15 protein-coding genes and 4 pseudogenes are annotated in these 20,345 nt (G+C 70.1%); 9 read left to right on the forward strand and 10 right to left on the reverse strand.

Annotation, left to right across the window (positions count from 1 at the left end; genetic code table 11):
* Positions 1 to 51 precede the first annotated feature (51 nt).
* The 6 genes and pseudogenes from JHN63_RS03130 (at position 52) to JHN63_RS03155 (ending at position 6,884) form a co-directional block, all read left to right on the forward strand.
* Positions 52 to 1,677 (forward strand): thiamine pyrophosphate-dependent enzyme, encoded by a 1,626-nt coding sequence (locus JHN63_RS03130; RefSeq protein WP_200677099.1) that lies wholly within the window; start codon positions 52 to 54, stop codon positions 1,675 to 1,677.
* A gap of 25 nt (positions 1,678 to 1,702) precedes the next feature.
* Positions 1,703 to 2,644, forward strand: coding sequence for a malate dehydrogenase (locus tag JHN63_RS03135; RefSeq protein ID WP_200677100.1), 942 nt, complete (start codon positions 1,703 to 1,705; stop codon positions 2,642 to 2,644).
* 81 nt (positions 2,645 to 2,725) lie between these two features.
* Positions 2,726 to 4,186, forward strand: coding sequence for an aldehyde dehydrogenase family protein (locus JHN63_RS03140; protein WP_200677101.1), 1,461 nt, complete (start codon positions 2,726 to 2,728; stop codon positions 4,184 to 4,186).
* A gap of 327 nt (positions 4,187 to 4,513) precedes the next feature.
* Positions 4,514 to 5,118: pseudogene (locus JHN63_RS03145) on the forward strand (transposase); the annotation flags it as partial.
* Positions 5,119 to 5,687: 569 nt separating this feature from the next.
* A pseudogene (locus JHN63_RS03150) lies at positions 5,688 to 6,103 on the forward strand (transposase); the annotation flags it as partial.
* Positions 6,104 to 6,743: 640 nt separating this feature from the next.
* Positions 6,744 to 6,884: a hypothetical protein gene (locus JHN63_RS03155; protein ID WP_200677102.1), complete on the forward strand. Its 141-nt coding sequence runs from the start codon at positions 6,744 to 6,746 to the stop codon at positions 6,882 to 6,884.
* 116 nt (positions 6,885 to 7,000) lie between these two features.
* On the opposite strand, the gene JHN63_RS03160 is transcribed toward JHN63_RS03155, so the two are convergent.
* The 7 genes and pseudogenes from JHN63_RS03160 to JHN63_RS03185 all read right to left on the reverse strand — a co-directional run bounded on the left by JHN63_RS03160 (position 7,001) and on the right by JHN63_RS03185 (position 14,896).
* Positions 7,001 to 7,312 carry a type II toxin-antitoxin system PemK/MazF family toxin gene (locus tag JHN63_RS03160; protein ID WP_200677103.1) on the reverse strand — a complete coding sequence of 104 codons (312 nt, stop codon included), beginning with the start codon at positions 7,310 to 7,312 and terminating at the stop codon, positions 7,001 to 7,003.
* Entirely contained in the window at positions 7,309 to 7,494 is a 186-nt protein-coding gene (locus JHN63_RS03165; RefSeq protein ID WP_200677104.1) for a hypothetical protein, read from the reverse strand. The genes JHN63_RS03160 and JHN63_RS03165 overlap by 4 nt, the downstream gene beginning before the upstream one ends.
* Before the next feature lie 166 nt (positions 7,495 to 7,660).
* Entirely contained in the window at positions 7,661 to 8,737 is a 1,077-nt protein-coding gene (locus JHN63_RS03170) for a chitinase (protein ID WP_200677130.1), read from the reverse strand.
* Positions 8,738 to 8,896: 159 nt separating this feature from the next.
* Positions 8,897 to 9,118, reverse strand: a pseudogene (locus tag JHN63_RS52345) (RlpA-like double-psi beta-barrel domain-containing protein); the annotation flags it as partial.
* Positions 9,119 to 9,235: 117 nt separating this feature from the next.
* A pseudogene (locus JHN63_RS52350) lies at positions 9,236 to 9,721 on the reverse strand (lectin); the annotation flags it as partial.
* A gap of 829 nt (positions 9,722 to 10,550) precedes the next feature.
* Entirely contained in the window at positions 10,551 to 12,356 is a 1,806-nt protein-coding gene (locus JHN63_RS03180; protein WP_200677106.1) for a RecQ family ATP-dependent DNA helicase, read from the reverse strand.
* Positions 12,357 to 12,595: 239 nt separating this feature from the next.
* The gene (locus tag JHN63_RS03185; protein WP_200677107.1) at positions 12,596 to 14,896 is read right to left on the reverse strand and encodes a glycoside hydrolase family 3 N-terminal domain-containing protein; all 2,301 of its coding nucleotides are present in this window, start codon (positions 14,894 to 14,896) and stop codon (positions 12,596 to 12,598) included.
* Positions 14,897 to 15,323: 427 nt separating this feature from the next.
* On the opposite strand from JHN63_RS03185, the gene JHN63_RS03190 reads away from it, so the two are divergent.
* Positions 15,324 to 15,929, forward strand: coding sequence for a DinB family protein (locus JHN63_RS03190; protein ID WP_200677108.1), 606 nt, complete (start codon positions 15,324 to 15,326; stop codon positions 15,927 to 15,929).
* Positions 15,930 to 16,091: 162 nt separating this feature from the next.
* Here JHN63_RS03190 and JHN63_RS03195 read toward each other — a convergent pair whose 3' ends face one another.
* Complete coding sequence (locus JHN63_RS03195; protein ID WP_234476056.1) at positions 16,092 to 16,694, reverse strand: class I SAM-dependent methyltransferase; 603 nt, start codon at positions 16,692 to 16,694, stop codon at positions 16,092 to 16,094.
* Between the two features lie 132 nt (positions 16,695 to 16,826).
* On the opposite strand from JHN63_RS03195, the gene JHN63_RS03200 reads away from it, so the two are divergent.
* Both JHN63_RS03200 and JHN63_RS03205 read left to right on the forward strand, forming a co-directional pair.
* Positions 16,827 to 18,074, forward strand: a complete 1,248-nt coding sequence (locus JHN63_RS03200) for a sensor histidine kinase (RefSeq protein ID WP_200677110.1) — start codon at positions 16,827 to 16,829, stop codon at positions 18,072 to 18,074.
* The gene (locus JHN63_RS03205; protein WP_200677111.1) at positions 18,071 to 18,769 is read left to right on the forward strand and encodes a response regulator transcription factor; all 699 of its coding nucleotides are present in this window, start codon (positions 18,071 to 18,073) and stop codon (positions 18,767 to 18,769) included. The genes JHN63_RS03200 and JHN63_RS03205 overlap by 4 nt, the downstream gene beginning before the upstream one ends.
* Before the next feature lie 138 nt (positions 18,770 to 18,907).
* On the opposite strand, the gene JHN63_RS03210 is transcribed toward JHN63_RS03205, so the two are convergent.
* Positions 18,908 to 19,381, reverse strand: coding sequence for a hypothetical protein (locus tag JHN63_RS03210; protein ID WP_200677112.1), 474 nt, complete (start codon positions 19,379 to 19,381; stop codon positions 18,908 to 18,910).
* Between the two features lie 322 nt (positions 19,382 to 19,703).
* The gene (locus JHN63_RS03215) at positions 19,704 to 20,180 is read right to left on the reverse strand and encodes a hypothetical protein (RefSeq protein WP_200677113.1); all 477 of its coding nucleotides are present in this window, start codon (positions 20,178 to 20,180) and stop codon (positions 19,704 to 19,706) included.
* Positions 20,181 to 20,345 lie beyond the last annotated feature (165 nt).

Here is a 20,345-nt window from a genome sequence, read left to right on the forward strand (position 1 = left end):
CCCCGGGGTTGGGCGGCTTAGCGTCCAGTCCTGCCAGAAAGGGGACCCGCGATGACCACGGCCGCCCGTACCAGGACCGTCAAGGAACAGACCTTCGACGTCCTGCGCCAGTACGACCTCACCACCCTCTTCAGCAACCCGGGCTCCACCGAGGTCGGCTTCCTCGCCGACCTGCCCGCCGACATCTCCTTCGTGCTCGGCCTGCACGAGGGCTCGGTCGTCGGGATGGCCTCCGGCAGCGCCCTGGCCACCGGTCGCCCCGCGCTCGTACTGCTGCACACCACCGCCGGATACGGCAACGCGGTCAGCGCCCTGGCCACCGCCCGCGCCAACCGCGCGCCCCTGGTGGTCATCGTGGGCCAGCAGGACCGTCGGCATCTGCCCCACGAGCCGTTCCTGGCCGGACGGTTGGACGGACTGGCGGGGGAATACCCCGTGTGGCAGCACACGCCGGCCCGTGCGCAGGACGTCCCCGGCGCCGTGGCCCGCGCCTGGCACGAGGCCCAGGAGGGCCGTGGTCCGGCGGTCGTGGTGGTCCCGATGGACGACTGGTTCACGGAGGCCGACGACGTCGCCCAGGCCGCGCCGCGCGGACCGGTCGCGGTGCGAGGCGGTCGTACGGCCTCCGACGACGCCGTGGCCACCCTCGCCGCACTGCTGACGGCCGCCGACTCGCCCTGTCTGGTGGCGGGCGCGGGCAACGACACGGCGGACGGCTGGGAGGCCCTCGTCACGCTGGCCGAGCTCCTGGACTGCCCGGTCTACCAGGAGCCGTTCGGCGCCCGCGCCGGCTTCCCCCAGGACCACCGTCTCTTCGCCGGTCACCTGCCCGCGGTGCGGCCCGCACTGCGCGAGGTGCTCGCACCGTACGACACGGTCCTCACCGTCGGAGCCGCCGCGTTCCGCCAATACACCTACGCCCCCGGCGAGTTCACCGAGCCGGGCACCCGGGTCGCCGTCATCACGGACGACCCGGAGGAGGCCCATCGCAGCCCGGCGGAACTGGTGCTGCTCGCCGAACCGGCTGACACCGTACGCCGGTTGGCCCCGCTGGTGCCCGCCATCCCGCGTTCCTCGGCGCCGCACCGGCCGACCGCACCCGAGCCGCCCGTACCCGGTGAACCCCTGCGCGCCGCTCACGTCCTGGCCGCTCTCGCCGAGCGGCTCGACCCGAAGGCCGTCGTGGTCGAGGAGACCCCCTCCAGCCGCCCGGACCTGCACCGGCTGCTGCCCGCCCGCGCGCCCCTCGGCTTCCTCAGCGCGGCCATGGGCGGACTGGGCTTCGCCATGCCGGCCGCGATCGGCGTCCGCCACGGCGCCCCGGACCGGCCCGTCGTGGCCGTGCTCGGCGACGGCTCCTCCCTCTACTCGATCCAGGCCCTGTGGAGCGCCGCCCACTACGGCATCGGCGTCCTGTTCGTCGTCCTCGCCAACGGCCGCTACGCGATCATGGACCGCCTCTCCGAGCGCGAGGGCTCCGCCGCCCCGGCCTGGCCCGCCTTCACCGAGCTGAGCGTGTCGACCCTGGCCAGGGGCCTGGGCTGCCCGGCCGAACGGGTCGAGGACCACACCGCGTTGCTGTCCGTCCTGGACAAGGTCCTGCCGACACTGGCGGACCGGCGTGAGCCGCTCGTGCTCGAGGTCGCCGTCGAGGCCGATGCCCACTACTCCTCCTGACCCGCTGAACGGAAGGCACAGACCCGTGAAGGTCGTCATCATCGGAGGCGCCGGCGGCATCGGCTCCTCCGCCGCGTTCAACCTGCTCTCCGCGCAGGGGACGTACGAGATCGTGCTCGTCGACACCCGCCCGAACATGATCACCAGCCACACCATGGACCTGGAGAACGCCCTCGGCCTCGGCGCCACCGCCGACGCCGTGCGGGGCGGCACCCCCGAGGACGTCCTCGACGCCGACGTGGTCGTGCTCAGCGCCGCCGTCCCGCTGCGGCTGAACTCCTCCCGTTCCGTCTTCCTCGCCGACAACGCGCGGGTCGTGAACGAGTGCCTGCGTCCCCTGCGGGAGGCGGGAGCGGACTTCGGCGGACTGGTGCTCATGCTCACCAATCCCGTGGACCCGCTGCTGACCTGGGTGCACCGGCAGGGCTGGCTGCCGCGCGAGCGGCTGATCGGCTACACCCTCAACGACAGTCTCCGGCTGCGCACCGGCATCGCGTTCGCGCTCGGCGTGCCGCCGAAGGACGTCGACGCCTGGATGCTCGGCGAGCACGGCGAGGGCCAGGTCCCGCTGTACAGCCGGGTCAGGGTCGGCGGGGAGCCCGTCGTACTCACCGACGAGCAGCGCGTGGCCGCCGAGGAGTACGTGGACACCTGGTACTCCAAGCACGTGGCCCTCGACTCGGGCCGCACCTCCACCTGGACCACCGGCCTGGGCACCGCCCGTCTCATCGAGTTGATCGCCACCGGCTCCGGGACCCTCGTCCCCGCCTCCGTCGTGCTGGACGGCGAGTACGGCGTGCACGGCAGCAGCCTCACCGTGCCCGTCGAACTCGGGCCCGAGGGCGTACGCCGCATCGCGGCCTGGGACCTGCCGGAGGAGGAAGCGGCCGGCATGGTCCGGGCCGCCGACCGTGTCGAGGCGGGCGCTGCCGAGCTGACCGACCAGGCCGTGGCCCAGCCCTCCTGACACCGCTCATCGCGCACACCGCTCATCGCGCACACCGCTCATCGCGTATCAACGACGCTACGTAGCAAGGAGATCGACCGCATGGCCATCACCCGAGACCTGTGCATCGCCGGAAGAGACGTGCCCGCCGCCTCCGGCCGGACCACCGAGGACATCAACCCCTTCACCGGGGAGGTGTACGCCACCGTCGCCGCCGCCGGTCCCGAGGACGTCGTCCGTGCCGTGGACGCGGCCGACGCGGCCTTCGAGGAGTGGGCCGCGCTGGCCCCCTTCGCCCGTCGGGCGATCTTCCTGAAGGCAGCCGACCTGCTGGACGGGCGGGGCGGACAGGTCGCCGACCTGATGGCGCAGGAGGCGGGCGGCACACGGCCGTGGGCGTTGTTCAACGTGATGCTGGCGGCGAACATCCTGCGCGAGGCGGCGGCCGCGATCACCGCGCCGCGCGGTGAGGTGCTCAGCGCGCAGGAGCAGGGCGCGCTGGGCCTGGCGGTACGCGAACCACTGGGCGTGGTCGCGGCGTTCGCGCCCTGGAACGCCCCGGTCATCCTGGGCGTGCGCGCGGTGGCGGCGCCGCTGGCGGCGGGCAACACGGTCGTCGTCAAGGCGAGCGAGGACGCGCCGATCGCCTGCGGACTGCTGGTCGCCGACGTGCTGCGGGAGGCCGGGCTGCCGGACGGCGTGCTCAACGTCATCACCAACGCCCGTGAGGACGCGGCCGAGATCGCCGAGACGCTGATCGCCGACGAGCGGGTGCGGGCGGTGAACTTCACCGGCTCCACCGCTGTCGGACGGATCGTCGGAGAGCTGGCGGCCCATCACCTCAAGCCCGCGGTGCTGGAGTTGGGTGGCAAGAACGCGGTGCTCGTCCTTGACGACGCGGACGTGGACTACGCCGTGGACGCGGTGACGTTCAGCGTGTTCATGAACGCCGGGCAGATCTGCATGTCGGGCGACCGGATCCTCGTCCACGAGTCCCTGGCGCAGGAGTTCACGCGGAAGTTCACCGCGAAGGCGGGTTCGCTGCCGGCCGGCGACCCCGGGGAGCCGTACACGGTCGTGGGCCCGCTGGTGAGCGCACAGGGCGCCCGGCGGGTTGCCGACCTGGTCGCGGACGCCGTGGCCAAGGGCGCGAAGGTCCTGGTCGGCGGCGGTGAACCGGACGGCGCGGTCCACCCGGCGACCGTCCTCTCCGATGTCCCGAGGGACGCGGACCTGTACCACGCGGAGGCGTTCGGACCGGTCTGCGTCATCGAGACCTTCACCGACGACGACACCGCGGTGGCCCTCGCGAACGACACCGACAACGGCCTGACCTGCGGCATCATCACGGAGAACGCCACCCACGGACTGACGGTGGCGCGCCGGATCCGTACGGGCATCGTGCACATCAACGACCAGTCGGTGGCCGACGAGCCGCAAGCCCCGTTCGGTGGAGCGAAAGCTTCCGGGTATGGGCGCTTCGGCGGCCGGTGGGGGATCGAAGCGTTCTCCAACACCCGTTGGGTGACCATCGCCACGCAGCAAGCGCATTACCCCTTCTGAACCGACCTGTCGGACACTTCGCGACAGGCCTGGGAATACGCCCCCCGCGCCCTGGGAGTCATCGTCGATCCAGGGACAAGCCGGGGACTTTCACGAACGACCTGTCCGGCGGTGAATTCCTGCGTAGAGGGGTGCCGGAGCGTCGTGCTTGAGCCCGCGGTGGGCGGCTCACCTCAGCTCGCGCGGAGAGGACGACGGTGAGGATGCCGGATCTGCGGACGGCGGCGGTTCACCGCCGCTCGCGCGGAGGTGAACCGACCATCGGGTACGGGCCGGTGCGGGCGTACGCCTGCCCTCCGCTCGCGCGGAGGCAAACCGTATGGTGCTGGCTACCAGACCCCGGCTGCCATCCGCCGAATCGGCGTGAGACGGCTGGACGCCTGGCTGTGCAACCGAAAGGTCATTCGCGCCGACCGGCTCTCCGAGACCGCCGTCCACGCCGCCGAGCGTCAGCACACCAGCCTGCCTGGGGAGAAGCTGACCGCCCACATGGTGCACACGCTGACGAAGGAGGTGACGGCCCTTAACCAGCAAGTCGCCGAGCTCGACAAGGCGATCAAGGCCCGGTTTCGGGAACATCAGGACTTCAAAGTGATCACCAGCATGCCGGGCATGGGCGTTATCCTCGGCGCCGAGCTCCTGCCCGCCTCCGGAGGCGACATGGCCTTCTTCGGTACTGCTGACCGCCTTGCCGGCTTCGGTGGCGTCGCACCCGTTCCCCGCGACTCCGGCAAGACCAGTGGCGACTTCCGACGGCCGCGGCGCTACCACCGCAGACTCCAACGCGTCTTCTACATGTCCGCGTTGTTCAGCATCCGCCACTGCGACGAGTCCGCCGGTTTTACGAACGCGAGCGAGCCGAGGGAAAACACCACATCCAGGCAGTCCTGGCCCTGGCCCGCCGACTCGTCAACGTCCTAATTCCCGTGTAACGAGCTCACCGGCCCTCGCCGATCGGTGAGGTGGCTCGAACGGTTGTGACACCTGCACTTCGCCGGGCCGCAGGTCTGCGACAAGCACGGCTGCGCAACTCAGTTGGCGGGTGGTGGTCTCGTGAGTGCCGGTGGATACCTCTCAACGTCACGGACAAGATGCCTTCCCAGAGAGCGGCACCATTCGGTGCTCTCGTGGCCGCCGCCCACCCAGCACTGACGCTGCTGGCGGTGGTATGGGCGCCGACCGCACGCCTTCTTTCAGCCTGGCCATGATGTCTCCGCCAAGATCAGCAGCGTTCGGCGCCTTCGCGGCCACCAGTGGCGTCAATCCCGTTCGCTTGATCACTCGTTGGAGTTGGTGGTGCGAGCCCGTCGCACGGTGATCTCTTGCATTCCCTGAGCGGTCTGAGCTCTGGGAGCAGACCGGGGCCCGTGCGGTGAGCGGGTGCCACGAACGGCTTGTGAGGTGTCGGCCCGTTCCCTGATCGAGGCCTGGAATTAGGTCGCTGCGTGGCCCCGCATGCGCTCGTGACCAGCGCAACCACCCGCACATCGAGGAGGGAAAGTTGATCTACTGCGGCATCGACTGGGCCGAGAAGACGCACGACGTCGCCCTGGTTGACGACGACGGCACGCTTCTGTCCAAGCGCCACATCACCGACGACGAGGCCGGCTGCAAGATCCTTCTGGACCTGCTCGCCGAGCACGGCGATACCGAGGGCACCCCGATCCAGGTCGCCAGCGAGACCTCTTGCGGCCTGCTCGTCGCGGTCCTGCGGACTGGGAAGCGCCAGGTCTACGCCATCAACCCGATGACAGCCGCACGCTATCGCGACCGCCACGCGGTCACACGAAGTCCGACCCCGGCGACGCCCTCGTCCTGGCGAACATCCTCCGCACCGATATGCACGCCCACAGGCCGTTGCCTCAGGACAGCGCTCTCGCCCGCGCGGCCGCGAAGCGTTCGCTGGATCACGCCTGGTTCTTCGACGGCGGCGGCGCCGACGTACGCGCGCACTGGTTTGCCGAGATCGACGCGCTCGTCGGTGACCCCCGCAGCCCGAACCGGGAACGACCGACGGGAGTCTGACGGGGACCTGCGGTGCGAGGCGCGTCGGATCAGCGGTAAAAGAAGAGGGCGAACGCGCCAACCAGGGGCCATGGCCGGCGCCTTGATCACATCACCGTGATGTCACGAGCCGGCGGACGAAGGGCCCGCCGCGTGGGGCCAGTTGGCGCCGGTCGCCGTCATAGGGGCTGTCCCTCCCACGTACTGGCCCTGCCCTCTGACATCTGACGCGGGCTTTTCGTCGCCACGATCGCCACCGTGGTCGCCGTCGGTGAGATCACGGAGTGGTGACCACGCCTACCGTCGCCGGCATCGGCACCGACTCCCGGCTCGCGACCGAGAGACAGTCGTCGAGCCTTACGGCCGGGTGCTCTTACGGACCAACAGCGGACACAACGCGGGCGGAAGCATCGCGGGATTGTTGAGGAGCTCCCACGAGCAGTTGGGAATCAGGGCGCGGAGTGAGCGGAACGACGCCCAGAACAGGACCAGTGTCGGTGCGGTGTGGGCCTGCTCCGAGGTGGACCCATGTCGGTCGCGGAGTACGGTCGTGATGAGGTATCCAGTGGTCAGCGACCTGTTGGGCGGCCACATCTGTGCCGCCTCGACGTCGTGGCCGGCGTCGAGGGCGGCTCTCGATGGGATCGATGTCCTCGCCCTCGGGGCGGGCGACGGCCTGGCTCAAGTGGTGTAGCCAGGTTCGAGGCCGACTGCGACGGGTGCGACCGTAACACAACGTGACCAATGATCACCTGAAGGGACCCTCGTGTCAGTGCCGGCCCTGGAAGCGGTCCTAGCGCCGGCCGGGACCTACAGGTCGAGGACGGCGCGGAGGGCGTTGTCGACGAGTTCCTGCTGTTCGGGGCCGATGTTGCCGTGCGGTGTGCCGGTCTCGAAGCGGAGGGTGGAGAGCTGGAGGAGATTGACGGCGACGACGGAGGCGTCGACCGGGGTGGTCAGGTGCACGCTCATCGCCGTGTCGGGGTGCTGGGCCGGGGCATGCAGGATCAGGACCACGACAGCACCGTAGGCGTCGGCAAGTCCGTCGAGGCTGACGACGAGAACGGTGCGGGTGCCTTTGCCGGTGTCGACGTCCCAGACGTCGCCCTTGCGGATGATCACAGGGCGTCGCCTTCGCCCGCCAGGTCGAGGGGGGCGATGGAGGCAAGCTTGCGCGCGGCGTCGAGGGTCATCTGACGTCGTACGGCGCGCACGATGTAGTCGTTCAGGGACGCGGCGCCGGCGGCGGCGTCGCGCAGTTGTTTGTCCATGGCGTCGGGGATGCGCAGGGTGATGGCAGTCATGACACCAATTCTAGTGGCAAGGGTGCCGTCATGTGCAGCGTTGTTCGACTTCCGGGGTGGGAGACGCTGTGCACCGGGCTGAGCCGGGCTTCTGGTCGCAGATGAGGTGCGAGGGCCGGTTCACGGATGGACCGGCCCTCGCGTCAGGTGGGCCCGAGGGTGAGCGTCAGCAGTAGAGGTTGCCGCCGGGGCTTACGCCGAGGATGGAGGTGAAGCGGTTGTAGGCGTCGACGCGGCTCTGGACCTGTGCGGGGTTGCGGCCGTCGCATTCCAGGGAGCCGTTGATGGAGCGGATGGTCTGGCCGAAGCCGGCGCCGTTGACCATGGCGTTGTGCGGCGTCATCGTGCCCGGCCCTGACTGGGTGTTCCAGTACCACAGGCCGGTCTTCCAGGCGACGGCCGAGTCGTTCTGCACCAGCCAGGGGTTGTTGAGCAGGTCGATGCCCAACGCGTCGCCCGCGGCCTTGTAGTTGAAGTTCCAGGACAGCTGGATGGGACCGCGGCCGTAGTAGGCGGCCTGGCCGGCCGGGCAGCCGTACGACTGGCTCCAGTCGCAGTACGTCGGGTAGTTGGCGGTGTTCTGCTCGACGACGTAGACCAGTCCGCCGGTCTCGTGGTTGACGTTGGCGAGGAAGGCGGCGGCCTCCTGCTTCCTGACCGTGTCGGAGCCGGTCTTGGCGAAGCCGGGGTAGGCGGACAGGGCGGCGGTCAGGCCCTGGTAGGTGTAGAAGCCGTTCCGGCTCGGGAACATCTGGTTGAACTGGGCCTCGCTGACGACGAATCCGGAGGGGGTGGTGCCGCCGCCGCTCGCGGGGGCGCTCCACTTCTGGTTGGCGCCGCCGGAGCAGGTCCAGATCTGGAGCCGGGTGCCGTTGGCGGAGTTGTTGCCCGTGACGTCCAGGCACTTGTTGGCCTGCGGGTTGACGATGTCGTTCGCCGAGCTGACGGCCCACTTCTGAGCGGCCGAGCCGTTGCAGTCGTAGAGCTGGACCGTCGTACCGTCCGCCGTGCCACCGGAGGTCACGTCCAGACACTTGCCGAGCGCGCGCAGTGTTCCGTCACCGGGGTTGGACCAGGTCTGGGCGCTGGTGCCGTTGCAGTCGTAGAGCTGTACGGCGGTCCCGTTGGCGGAGTTCGCCCCGGCGACGTCGACGCACTTGCCGGCCAGACCGGTGATCCGGCCGTCCGCCGCACGGGCGGGGGAGATGGCGAACAGGGCGGACAGGGCCGCGGCGAGCAACATGACGAGGGTCAGTCTGCTCAGGGTCGTGAGTCTGCGGAGATGTGGTGTCAAGTGGGGGGTGACCATGGGGCTTTGCTCCTGTGTTGGGAGGTGGACGGGGGGATCGGCTGGCGTCGGCGTCGCCGTGCGAGACGGATGGGCCCGCGCGGGCCGCAGTCGTCAGCCCAGAACCGTCTGGGTGACGACGATGTGTCCGGCGTCCGGGTCGAGGACGCCTCCGAGGCGGCTGAAGGCGCCGTCGGTCAGATCAAGGCACTTCGGTTCCTGCGGGGTCTGGGCGAACGTCCCGCGGTCGTTGATCCGTACGGTCAGGGAGCGGCCGTTGGCGACATTGGTGACCTGGACCCGTGTACCGAAGGGGAGTTGGGGCTGGCGTGAGAGCGACGTGGCCGCGGTGTCCGCGTTGTTGTCGAAGACCTCGCCGCTGGCCGTGAGGGCGCCGGCGGGCTGGGGGCCGTAGTGCGTGGCCCAGCACTGCTCGCCGTTCCCGGGCTGGGGCGCGGGGGCGTGCCACTTCTGGTTGGCACCGCCGGAGCAGGTCCAGATCTGGATGCGCGCCCCGTTCGCGGAGGAGTTGTCGGAGACGTCGAGGCATTTGTTCGCGGCCGGGTTGACGATGTCGTTCGCGGACGTGACGGTCCAGCGCTGGTTCGCGCCGCCGGTGCAGGTCCACAACTGGACCTTGGCGCCGTCGGCGGTCGAATTGCCGGTGACGTCAAGGCATTTGCCCAGGGCGCGGACGGTGCTGTCCGTGCCGACCGTCCACTGCTGGGCGCCGGTGCCGTTGCAGTCGTAGAGCTGAACCGGTGTGCCGTCGGCGGAGTTGGCTCCGGCGACGTCGAGGCACTTGCCGGCGAGGCCGGTGATGGAGCCGGTCGCCGCTGTTGCCGGCACCGCTGTGAGGAGACCGGTCAGCAGGGTCAGCAGGGCGAGGACGGGGGTGCCGCGTAACGCGATGCGGGGGAGCGGGGAACGGGCGGTCATGGGGGAGTGGGGCCCTTTCGAGCGGTTCGGCGCATGGGGACGGTTCGGTGCGGCGTGGACGTTCGGCGCACGGGGAAGAGGGCGCAGGGTTCAACTGGGCGCGATCCGAAGGGAATTGACCACTCGAAAGTAAAAGTCTAGACCAATTTGGTCAAGGTGTGTGCATGACAGCATTTGCCGGCGCCGTTGTCATGACGTTCATGGTGTTCGTGACAGGCGTCATGAAGAGTCGTGACGGATGGCACCGGCGGTGGGGCCGGCCGGCGTCAGGACTCCGAGCGTCACCATGCGCCAGTTCATGGCCGCGCACCGGCATCAGGAGCACGACGAAGGAGAGCCGACACCGCAACACGCTTGGATTCGGCGGAAGTTGATGGTCCTGGGCGGAGATCTGGCGATCGTCGCAACCGTGGCGAGCGCATCGTCCGCCGTCGCGCCGTCCGGTCGCGTCCGGCGCGGCGGTCTCCGTTCCGGCGTCTCGTACTGCCCACGCCGATGGGCCGGCACGTGGTCGGCACCCACACCCTGCGGCTGGTGGACCGCTCCTGCCGTGGCCCCTGGATGACATCTGCGGCGGGCCGGCACTTCCAGAGTTCCGGCCTGCTGTCCGCCGGGCATGTGGCCGCAGGCCGGTGATCCTCTACTCGCACGGCCATGGAGAGCGCCGCAGCTCCCTCCTGTCCTCGGCGAGGACCCGGCCGCTCATCGCTCTGTGGTCGTCACCATCGACCACACCTACGACGCCGGACGGGCGGAGCTGGGCTGGGCGGGCAGGCGGGGCGCACCCGCTCTTCCCGCTGTGCTGCGGGACATCAAGGACGGTCCAGTGTCAGCGCGGTGCATCGGGCATCGCGACGAGCAACTGCTTGTCCGTCACCACGGCCAGCGACAGGGTGCGATAGCCGACGGACTCGAACAGGATGGTGATCTTGCCGTCGCCCTCGCTCATGACCTCGCCCTGGCCCCACTGGTCATGTCGTACGCGGACGCCGGGGAGGTAGGCATGCTCGTCCGTTGCGGGGTGTGCGATCGTCTCCGCCGGTCGGACGGCACCCGCTGAGGCGTCCGCTCGCGTGCCGACCCGGTTCCACCAGCGCTGCCGTGCCGCCGCTTTGTGCGGTTGTCCGGCCGCGCCGGACCGCTCGCGCCGTACCCCGCGCGCAGGTCTGGCCGCCGGGCCCGCGCAGTTGTCGCACGCCCCGCACGGGACGCGGGCGGAGTCGCCGAAGTACCCGAGCAGGAACTGGCGGCGGCAGCCGGTCGTCTCGGCGTATCCGCGCATCATGTCGACGCGGGACTGTTCGAGCTTGCGGTGCGTGGCGTGGATGGCGAGGGCGCTCCGCACGGCGGCGTCGACCTCGTCATCCGGGGCGTCGGCGGCGGCGCCGGTCGCGCTGACGAAGCGGCTGCCGTCCCGTCCGGTGCGGACGGCTCCGGTCTCCTCCAGCAGGTTCAGTACGGCGGAGAGTGCTGTCGCGCTGAGTTCGCAGTCGGCCCGGAGCCGGGTCGCGCTCACGGCGCCCGCGTCGCCGCGCAGGCGCTCGGCGACGCGGCGCAGGGCGTCGGCGTCGGGCGCGCCGGCGGCGAAGAAGCGTTGCATTCCCAGATCCTGGGTGCGGTAGGCGAGGATCGCCCTGGCCGGTGCCCCGTCGCGGCCCGCCCGGCCGATCTCCTGGTAGTAGGCGTCGAGCGAGCCGGGGACGGACGTGTGCAGCACGAACCGTACGTCCGCCTTGTCGATGCCCATCCCGAACGCCGAGGTCGCCACGATCACGTCGAGTTCACCGGAGCTGAACCGGTCCTGGGTCTGCTGACGTTCGGATGCGGACAGGCCCGCGTGGTAGCTCGCGGCGGCCAGTCCGAGGTCGCTCAGCTGCGCGGCGTAGCTCTCCGCCGCCTTCCGCGTCCCCGCGTACAGGATTCCCGGCTTCTCCTCGACGGCCGCCCGCTCCACGACGAACCGCTCCTTGGCGGCCGCGTCCTGGAAGGCAGACACGTCGAGGTGGATGTTGGGACGGTCGAAGCCGGCCACTATCTCCACCGGGTCGTTCATACCGAGTCGTTCGGCGATGTCCCGCCGCACCGGGGCCGCCGCGTTCGCGGTCAGAGCGAGCACCGGCGGGTTGCCGAGCCGCTCGCGCGCATGGCGCAGACGCAGGTAGTCCGGCCGGAAGTCGTGCCCCCAGGACGACACGCAGTGTGCCTCGTCCACCACCAGCAGCCGGGGGCGTACGGCAGCGAGCCGGTCCGTGACGTCCGTCTTGGCGAGCTGCTCGGGAGCGAGGAAGACCACGTCGACCGAGGAGGCGCTGATGCGCGTCCATGCCGTGTCGTTGTCGCTTCGACGCTGCGCGGAGTTGATGGCGGCGGTGCGCAGCACACCCGATGAGAGCAGGCTCTGCATCTGGTCCCGCTGAAGCGCGATCAGCGGCGATACGACCACGACGGGACCGTCGAGCAACACGGCGGGCACTTGGTACACGGCGGACTTGCCCGCGCCGGTCGGCATGACGGCGAGCACGTCACGCCCCTTCAACACGGCCTTCATCGCACTCAGTTGGGCCGGACGCAGCTGCTGCCAGCCGAAGACCCGACGGGCGGTGCCGCGCAGCCGACGGGAGGTGAGTGTGAGCATCGTTCTCCTCGAAGAAGGGGCGTCCGACCGCCGTGTGTCTGGCGGCTACCCCGGTTCGCCGGGATATCGCCTCACGCGATCAGGTCACCCCCCTCGAGATCCCCACGGCGCGCTCGCAGCGCCCACTGCCCGCACGTCGATGCGAGTCGAACGCGTTGGCGTCGTGGTGGCCCCGTCGGGTGAAAGTGCCGGCTCGGGCCCGACGGGGCCGTGGGTGGGGCGGTCGTCGCGTCGCGCGGTCAGTCGATCGTCAGCGTCGTCCTGCCCGTCGTGAGTGAGCTGTTGCCCACGTAGATGTCGATGTCACCCGTCTCGAGCTCGAACTGTCCGCCGGTGTCGTGCGTCCAGAAGCCGAGGTCCTCGGCGGCGAGGCGGAAGCGGACGGTGGTGCTCCTGCCCGGGGCGAGGCTCACCCTGCGGAAGCCGCGCAGTCTGCGTACCGGTTGGACGATGCTCGCCACCGGATCGTGGAGATAGAGCTGGACGACCTCGTCGCCCGCGCGCTCGCCGGTGTTGCGCACGGTGACCTTCACCTCGACGGTGTCGCCCTTGCGCAGGGCGCGGGAGGAGATCCGCCGGGCGCTCAGGACGGGGTCGCCGATGGCGAACGTGGTGTAGCTCAGGCCGTGTCCGAAGGGGAACTGCGGTCCGTCGGGCAGGTCCAGGTACTTCGAGGTGTATTTGTTGTCGGCGTCGTAGGGGCGGCCGGTGTTCTCGTGGTTGTAGTAGATCGGGACCTGCCCGACGATGCGGGGAAAGCTCACCGGGAGCTTGCCGCCCGGGTTGACGGTGCCGAACAGCACGTCCGCGACGGCGTTGCCCGCCTCCATACCGGGGTGCCATGCCTCCAGGACGGCGGGGGCCGAGTCCAGCCAGCCGCCGATGGTGAGGGGGCGTCCGTTGACCAGGACGACGACGAACGGCTTGCCCGTGGCGGCGATCGCGGTGATCAGGTCCTCCTGCGCCCCGGGCAGGGTGATGTCGCTGCGCGAGCTGGCCTCGCCGCTCATGGCCGTGGGCTCGCCGACCACGACGACGGTGATGTCGGCCGACCGGGCCGCCGCTGCCGCGTCCTTGATTCCCGAGGTGTCCGTGCCGTCCGCGTTCACCCCCAGGACGGAGGTGACCTCGGCCTGGGGGACGGCCGCCTTGATGCCCGCCAGCACGGTGACCGCGGGGAAGGTCCCCGCCCCGGGACCGGCCCAAGTCCCTTGCAGATCGGTGGAGTTCGCGAACGGGCCGACCACGGCGATGGAGCCGACTCCCGGCCGCAGGGGTAAGGCGGCCTTGTCGTTCTTCAGCAGCACCATGGACCGCGAGGCAGTCGCCCGCGCCGCGGCACGGGCCTGCCGCGTCGGCTCCGTGACCGCCGCGCCCTCGTCGACGTAGGGGTTGTCGAAGAGCCCGAGTCGGAACTTCAGACGCAGGATCCGGGAGACCGCGTCGTCCAGCCGGCGGGCCGTTATCCGGCCGCTCTTGAGCAGCTGTCTGCCGTGGTCGGCGAGGTTGGTGCTGACCATCTCCATGTCCACGCCCGCGTTCAGGGCGAGTCGGCCCGCATCGGCCCCGTCGGCGGCGAAGCCGTGGAGGATCAGCTCCTGGATGCCGGTGTAGTCGCTGACCACGAACCCGTCGAAGCCCCACTCGTCCTTGAGGATGTCGGTCAGCGTGTGCCGGTTGCCGTGGGCGGGGACGCCGCTGACGGTGTTGAAGGAGGCCATGACGGTGGCCACCCCGGCGTCCACGGCCGCCTTGAAGGGCGGGAGGTAGTGGTTGCGCAGGTGGGCCTCGGACGTGTCCACGGTGTTGTAGTCACGGCCGCCCTCCGCGCCTCCGTAGGCGACGAAGTGCTTGGCGCAGGCCGCGAGCCGGTCGTCGGCGTCCAGGCGGGTGCCGTCGCCCTGGTAGCCGCGGGTCTTGGCCGCCGCGAACACCGACGCGAGGTAGGGATCCTCGCCGTTGCCCTCAGCGATACGGCCCCAACGCGGCTCGTGGGTGACGTCCATCATCGGGGCGAACGTCCAGCGCACCCCGTTGGAGCGCGCCTCCGCGGCCGCGAACTCGGCGTCCGTGTGGGGCACCGCCGGGTCGAAGCTGGATGCCTGGGCGAGCGGGATGGGGAACGTCGTCCAGAAGCCGTGGATGACGTCCAGGCCGAACAGCAGCGGGACGCCCAGCCGCGATTCCTCTACGGCGAGGCGCTGAAGATCGTTGGTGTGCTTCGCCCCGTAGATGTTGAACACGGACCCGAGTCGGCCCGTTCGGGCGGCCTTCTCCGCTTCTGCCGTCTGCCCGCCGCCGGGACCGGAGTCGCCCGTCCAGGACATCTGCTGCAACTGCCCCAGCTTCTCCTCGACGTTCATCCGGCCCAACAGGGCCTTGATCCTCGTCTCGTACGGACCGGCCTTGTACGGACCGGACTCGCGCTGTGCCTTCGCGACCGAACCGGGCTCCTCGGCCCGTGCGGTTCCCGTGGCGGCTGCTGCGGCGACCGTACCGCCGAGTGCCGTGATGACCGTGCGCCTGCGTACCTCACCCATGCCTTCACCTTCGAACAGGAGGGGCGGATCCTGGGCCTGCCGCCGTGAAACAGGTGCAGCAGGTTACGAATTGGTTGCGTGCATGTCAATTACCCTGAAATGTGCCGTCCAATGGTGCCGACGTCGTGAGCTGGGACCCATGCGCACCAGTTCCGGTCGCATGGCACAACTCCGGCCCCCGTCAAGGGACTCGGCGGCAGCGCTCGGCGTGGTGCGGGGAGTGGAAGGCCGCGAGCCGTTCGCCGACGCTGACGGCATTGCCGGAGGAGCAGCCGTCGGCGTCGTCAGAGGTGGTCTCACGTGGCAAACTTCGCGAGCCCCCGCCGCAGGTCAGGGCCGCGGCCATGGCCGCGCCTCGGCCGCCGGTCGCTGCGGACCACGTACGGGATCTTGAGGCCACGCACAGCCCATGGCAGGCTCATGCCGCATGATCGACGATTTCGCGAAGGACACCCTGCACGGGAGACTGCGGCGGGACCGCGAGGCGCTGCTCTGGAAACTCGACGGCTTGTCCGAGTACGACGCCCGCCGGCCTTTGACGGCGACCGGGACCAACCTCCTGGGCCTGGTCAAACACGTGGCCATCGTCGAGGCCAGGTACTTCGGCGAGGTCTTCGACCGCCCTTCCCCGGAACCGCTGCCCCGGTGGCAGGACTCCGACGGCAGCGATCTGTGGGCCACCGGGGACGAGACCCGCGATCAGATCATCGGGTTCTACCGGCGCACATGGCATCACTCGGACGCGACGATCGACGAGCTTCCCCTCGGCGCCCCCGGCCACGTGCCGTGGTGGCCGGAGCCTTATGCCGACACGAACCTGTTCGCCATCCTGGTCCACGTCCTCGGCGAGTCCAACCGCCATGCCGGACACGCCGACATCCTGCGCGAAGGCCTCGACGGCCGGACCGGGATGCGCCCCGAACACGAGAAGCAGATCGACGAGGAAGCCCGCGCGGCCTACTGCGCGAAGATCGAGCAGGCCGCCAGGTCGGCCGCACCGATCACGGCCCAGAGGGTGCCTCACGTGACGTGACGTCCGTGCGGCACGATGCCGGTCGTGGGTGCTGGTCCGTCGAAGCGGCTGGTTCCCGATGAACTCCGGTAGCCGGCCGCTGTGTTGCTGCCGTCGTTCGCTGTTCTTCCGCACGGTGGTGGGACCGCTACGGGCGAGGAGCGGGCCGTGACTTGGTGCAGGTCAAGGACGGTTCGAACTACCGCTGGCAGCAACGGTGTTGAACCCCTTGGCCGCACGGTGCACGAAGGCGGGCGGGAGGTTCGCCCACACCACCTTCGAGCGCTCCAACCGGTCGAAGCGGCAGGCGAGTTCGGCGGTGAGATGGTGGGCGGGCGGAGTCCAGGCCGCGTGCAGATAGGCGAAGGTGGTGAATCGGCCGCCAGGCGTGAGGACTTCGGCCACGGCGTCCAGGATGCGTCCGCGCTGTTCTCGCGGCATGACCGTCCACGGCAGTCCGGAGACCACCGCGTCGGCCGGCTCGCCCACCGCCGCGGTCAACTCGGCGGCCGAACCCCGTATCACGGTCAGGCGCGTGTCCCGCCGGGTGGCCGACAACCGTGCCGCGAGCACCGGGTTGAGCTCGATCGCGACGAGTCGTGCGTCGGGTCCGAGCCGGGCGAGGATCGAGTCGGTGAACACCCCGGTTCCCGGGCCGAGTTCGACAACGGTCCGGGCCTGCTCCAGGCCGATGCCCTCGGTCATGGCGTGCGCCAGCCGCCGTGAACTGGCCGCCACGGCACCGGTCATGAGGGGGCGTCTGAGGAATTCGGTGGTCATCGACATGGCGGCCATGGTGGAAACGCCCCGGGTGGCCGCACGTCGTATCCCCGGCCGGTGTCCGTACGACTGGGGGAGGACCCCGTGACGCCCGCCAGGACGACGCGGGCGAGCGGGTGCCGGTCGTAGCGTGAGGCGGTGCAACAGCTGATCGAGACCTTGTCCCGCCTGCGGCACGGATATCCGTGGCTGTCGGACCTGCTGCTGGTCGTGCTGGTTGCCGTGCCCCCGGTGATCCGCCCCCAGCCGGGGTGGCGGCCGGTCTGGGTGCAGGCGGTCGTCTACATCGCCCTGGTGCTGCCCCTGTTGTGGCGCCGCCGCCGGCCGGTGCTCGTCGCGGCCCTGGTGACAGCCGGTTTCTGGGCGCAGTACCTCGGACAGGTCTGGGGACAGGAACCGGGACGCGGCGCCGCCGCCCTGGCCGCGGTCCTGGCCACCCTCACGGTCCGTGGCCTGCGCAGGGCTGCCGCGGCGACAGTGGTCTGTGCCGCCGGCTGCGTCCTGCTGTGGATTCCCGCCTGGCAGCGGGACTACGGCGGCCCGGGCGCCCGGGGGGCCTGGCTCACGCCGCTCGCGGTGGGGCTCCTGCTGGCCGGGGCCTGGGTGTTCGGCGAGTACGTCCGTGCCCGGCGCGCCTACATGGCCGAGTTCGAGCGGCGGGCCGTGCTCACCGAGTCGGAGCGCCTCGCCCTGGCCAAGGTCGCCGTCGCCGAGGAACGGGCGCGCATCGCCCGGGAGATCCACGATGTCCTCGCGCACAGCGTGAGCGTGATGGTGCTGAACGCCGAGGGCGGCAGGCTGATGCGGCAGGTCGACCCGGCCGTTGTCGATCGCACGCTCGGCGTCATCAGCGCGACCGGCCGTGAGGCACTGGGCGAACTTCGCCGACTCCTGGAGGTGCTGCGCACCCCCGACGCGGACGCCTCGATCGGCGACTCGGGCTCCTGCGCGGCCATCGAACAACTCGCGGCCGATCTGCGGCGGTTGATCGAACGCCTCAACACGAGCGGCAGGCGCGCCCTGCTGGATCTTCGCGGAGAGCGCGGCGGCCTTCCGGCGGATCTCATGGTCCAGACGTACCGCATCGTGCAGGAGGCACTCACCAACGTGGTCAAGCACGCGCCACCGGACGCCACGGTTCATGTGCGGGTCGACACCGGCAGACAGGAGCCCGGGCGACTGATTCGCGTCACGGTGGAGAACTCGGCCGGAGCAGCCGGGCGTCCTGCCCCGCTGCTCCCGTCCGGTCGCGGACTGACCGGCATGCGGGAGCGAACCGCCCTGTACGGCGGGCGCGTCGACGCCGGGCCCACACCCGACGGCGGCTACCAGGTCGCCGCAACCCTGCGTCCGGGCAGGCCCGAGCCGACCGGGGCGACCCCATGACCGACCCGGCCCCGACCTCGGAGCGCACCGTGTCATCGTCACGGGTGCTGATCTGCGACGATCAGCAGCTGATCCGGATGGGGCTGCGGATGGTCGTCGACAGCCAGCCCGATCTCACCGTGGTGGGCGAGGCCGCCGACGGCGACGCGGCGATCGCGGGGGTGGCGGCCCTGAAGCCGGACCTCGTCCTGATGGATGTCCGCATGCCCGGTCTGGACGGACTCGCGGCGACCGAACACCTCTGTGCGCAGCCCGACGGCCCCCGCATCCTCGTCGTCACCACCTTCGACCTCGATGAGTACGCCTACGCGACCCTGCGGGCCGGCGCGAACGGCTTCCTCGTCAAGGACGCCCCCGCCGAGGAGATCCTGGTGACCGTCCGTGCGGTGCTCAGGGGCGAGCTCATGGTGGCGCCGTCGTTGACCCGACGACTGGTCGAGCGCTTCGTCCTGCACGCCCCCGCGTCCGTGTCCGCCCAGCGTGTCCGCCTGGCGGTTCTCACCGAGCGGGAACGGGACGTCCTTGCGCTGGTGGCCCGCGGACTGGCCAACAGCGAGATCGCGGGCCGCCTGTTCGTCGGGGAGACGACGGTGAAAACCCACCTCGGTCGGATCCTGACCAAGCTCGGCCTCCGGGACCGTGTCCACGCGGTGATCTTCGCCTACGAGAGCGGGCTGGTGCGGGTCGGGGACTGAGCGGTGGCGGACATCCCGCCCGGTTGCCGCGCGTCGTCGCTGTGAGCGTACGAGAGGTCGTATCGCGCACTGCGTCCGGAGCGGGTGGGGAAGACCTCGGGCTGGATTCCCGGACCGCGCACGATATGTCCGGAGCCCCTACTTCGTGCCAGGGTCCAGCAGGCGGCGGATGCGCTCGTATTCGGCGGCCATCTCCGCTGTGGCGAGCATGTCGTCGAGGTCGGCGGAGACCTGGTGGTCGACGTCCTCGATGGAACGGATGGCGAGTTCGTAGAGTTCGCCGCGCCGCTTCCGCTCCAGGTAGCTCTTCCAGTGCGCCAACGCACTGATGGCAGTGAGGACTCCGGTGTCCAGATCGTCATCGACCAGGATGCCGTCGTAGATCGTCGCGAGCTTGTCGTGCAGCTCGGCGGCGCTGATGGTCAGGACATTGGCGCAGGCGATGGTCAGTGCCGCGCGCGCCTCTTCGGTGAGTTCGTCCTCGGCCGCACCGCGCAGCAGCTCCGGCCGCACCAGACGGGTCACCGTCTCCTCTCCGAAGGCACGAACACTGTCCTCGGTGGCTCCGACGATCAGCTGGAGTATGTCGGCCTCGAGTTCGCTGTAATTCACGCCCGCAGTGTAGGTGGGGTGGTACCGAGTTCCTGATGAGGGGTGTTCCCGGCGGCCGGGGGCGCAGGTACGGCGGGGTTGCCGCGATGCGGGGCGCTTATGGGCAGTTCGCGGTTGGTACGGCGTCGCTCCGGGTGGAAGCCTGTCGGGGTGTGATCCCGGTGCGGGCAGGGCGTCGTCCGCCCGGAGCGACGGTTCGGTATTCCGCGGGCGCGGGTGCGGCGGCTCCCGGAAGTCGGCGGAGATGCCGCAAGAACATGACGGATTGTCAGGCCCATCAGTCCTTGCGGCATCGGGAGCGAGTCACTCACTCACGGCAGGCTCAGCTGAAGACGAAGGGCCCGGGCGTCTGAGCGGCGCTCGACGTACAGGTGACGGAGATGCCGAAGATGACCATCTTCAGCGAGCCCTTGAAGAAGTCCAGGCTGTCGCCGACGGCCACGGTGCCGGGAAGCGGACCGACGGTGACCGCGCCGCCCGCGGGTATGGCCGGGTTCACGGTGCCGCTGAACACCCGGTTGGCGCCGGTGGAGTTGGTCATGGTGAGCGTGGAGCTGATGGAGTTCGCCGACAGGGCGAGCGGCGTGGTGATGGCGGTGGAGCTGAGGGTGATGGTGGCCGACGTGCTGCTGACCTGGGTCGCGGTCAGCGTGGCCGAGCCGCCGCCGAAGAGCCCGCAGGCGGCGGTGATGGTGGCGGAGCTCGGGGTGACGGCGGCTGACGCGGAGGGCGCGAAGGCCAGCGTCGTGGCGGCGATGACCGCAGCCGTGACTGCCGCACCGGTGGTTAAGCGCTTCATGGGGATCGTGTTCCCTTCCCGTTGGTGGGAGTGCCATGTGTGGGATGGCGACCCCGGGCCGGGTGGGTGCGGGCACACTGCGGGGGATCGAATCTGACGGTCCGTCGGAACTTGCGATCCCCATTGATACGCGAGCGACACGGAGCGGCATAGTTGAAATCTGGC

Origin of the sequence: Streptomyces sp. MBT65 (assembly GCF_016612545.1) — a bacterium.
Taxonomy (GTDB): Bacteria; Actinomycetota; Actinomycetes; order Streptomycetales; family Streptomycetaceae; genus Streptomyces.

Coding starts and splice junctions, on each gene's coding strand:
- JHN63_RS03130 (WP_200677099.1), top strand. CDS start 52: ATGACCACGGCCGCCCGTACCAGGACCGTCAAGGAACAGACCTTCGAC.
- JHN63_RS03140 (WP_200677101.1), top strand. CDS start 2,726: ATGGCCATCACCCGAGACCTGTGCATCGCCGGAAGAGACGTGCCCGCC.
- JHN63_RS03155 (WP_200677102.1), top strand. CDS start 6,744: ATGAGGTATCCAGTGGTCAGCGACCTGTTGGGCGGCCACATCTGTGCC.
- JHN63_RS03165 (WP_200677104.1), bottom strand. CDS start 7,494: ATGACTGCCATCACCCTGCGCATCCCCGACGCCATGGACAAACAACTG.
- JHN63_RS03170 (WP_200677130.1), bottom strand. CDS start 8,737: ATGTTGCTCGCCGCGGCCCTGTCCGCCCTGTTCGCCATCTCCCCCGCC.
- JHN63_RS03180 (WP_200677106.1), bottom strand. CDS start 12,356: ATGCTCACACTCACCTCCCGTCGGCTGCGCGGCACCGCCCGTCGGGTC.
- JHN63_RS03185 (WP_200677107.1), bottom strand. CDS start 14,896: ATGGGTGAGGTACGCAGGCGCACGGTCATCACGGCACTCGGCGGTACG.
- JHN63_RS03190 (WP_200677108.1), top strand. CDS start 15,324: ATGATCGACGATTTCGCGAAGGACACCCTGCACGGGAGACTGCGGCGG.
- JHN63_RS03195 (WP_234476056.1), bottom strand. CDS start 16,694: ATGTCGATGACCACCGAATTCCTCAGACGCCCCCTCATGACCGGTGCC.
- JHN63_RS03205 (WP_200677111.1), top strand. CDS start 18,071: ATGACCGACCCGGCCCCGACCTCGGAGCGCACCGTGTCATCGTCACGG.
- JHN63_RS03215 (WP_200677113.1), bottom strand. CDS start 20,180: ATGAAGCGCTTAACCACCGGTGCGGCAGTCACGGCTGCGGTCATCGCC.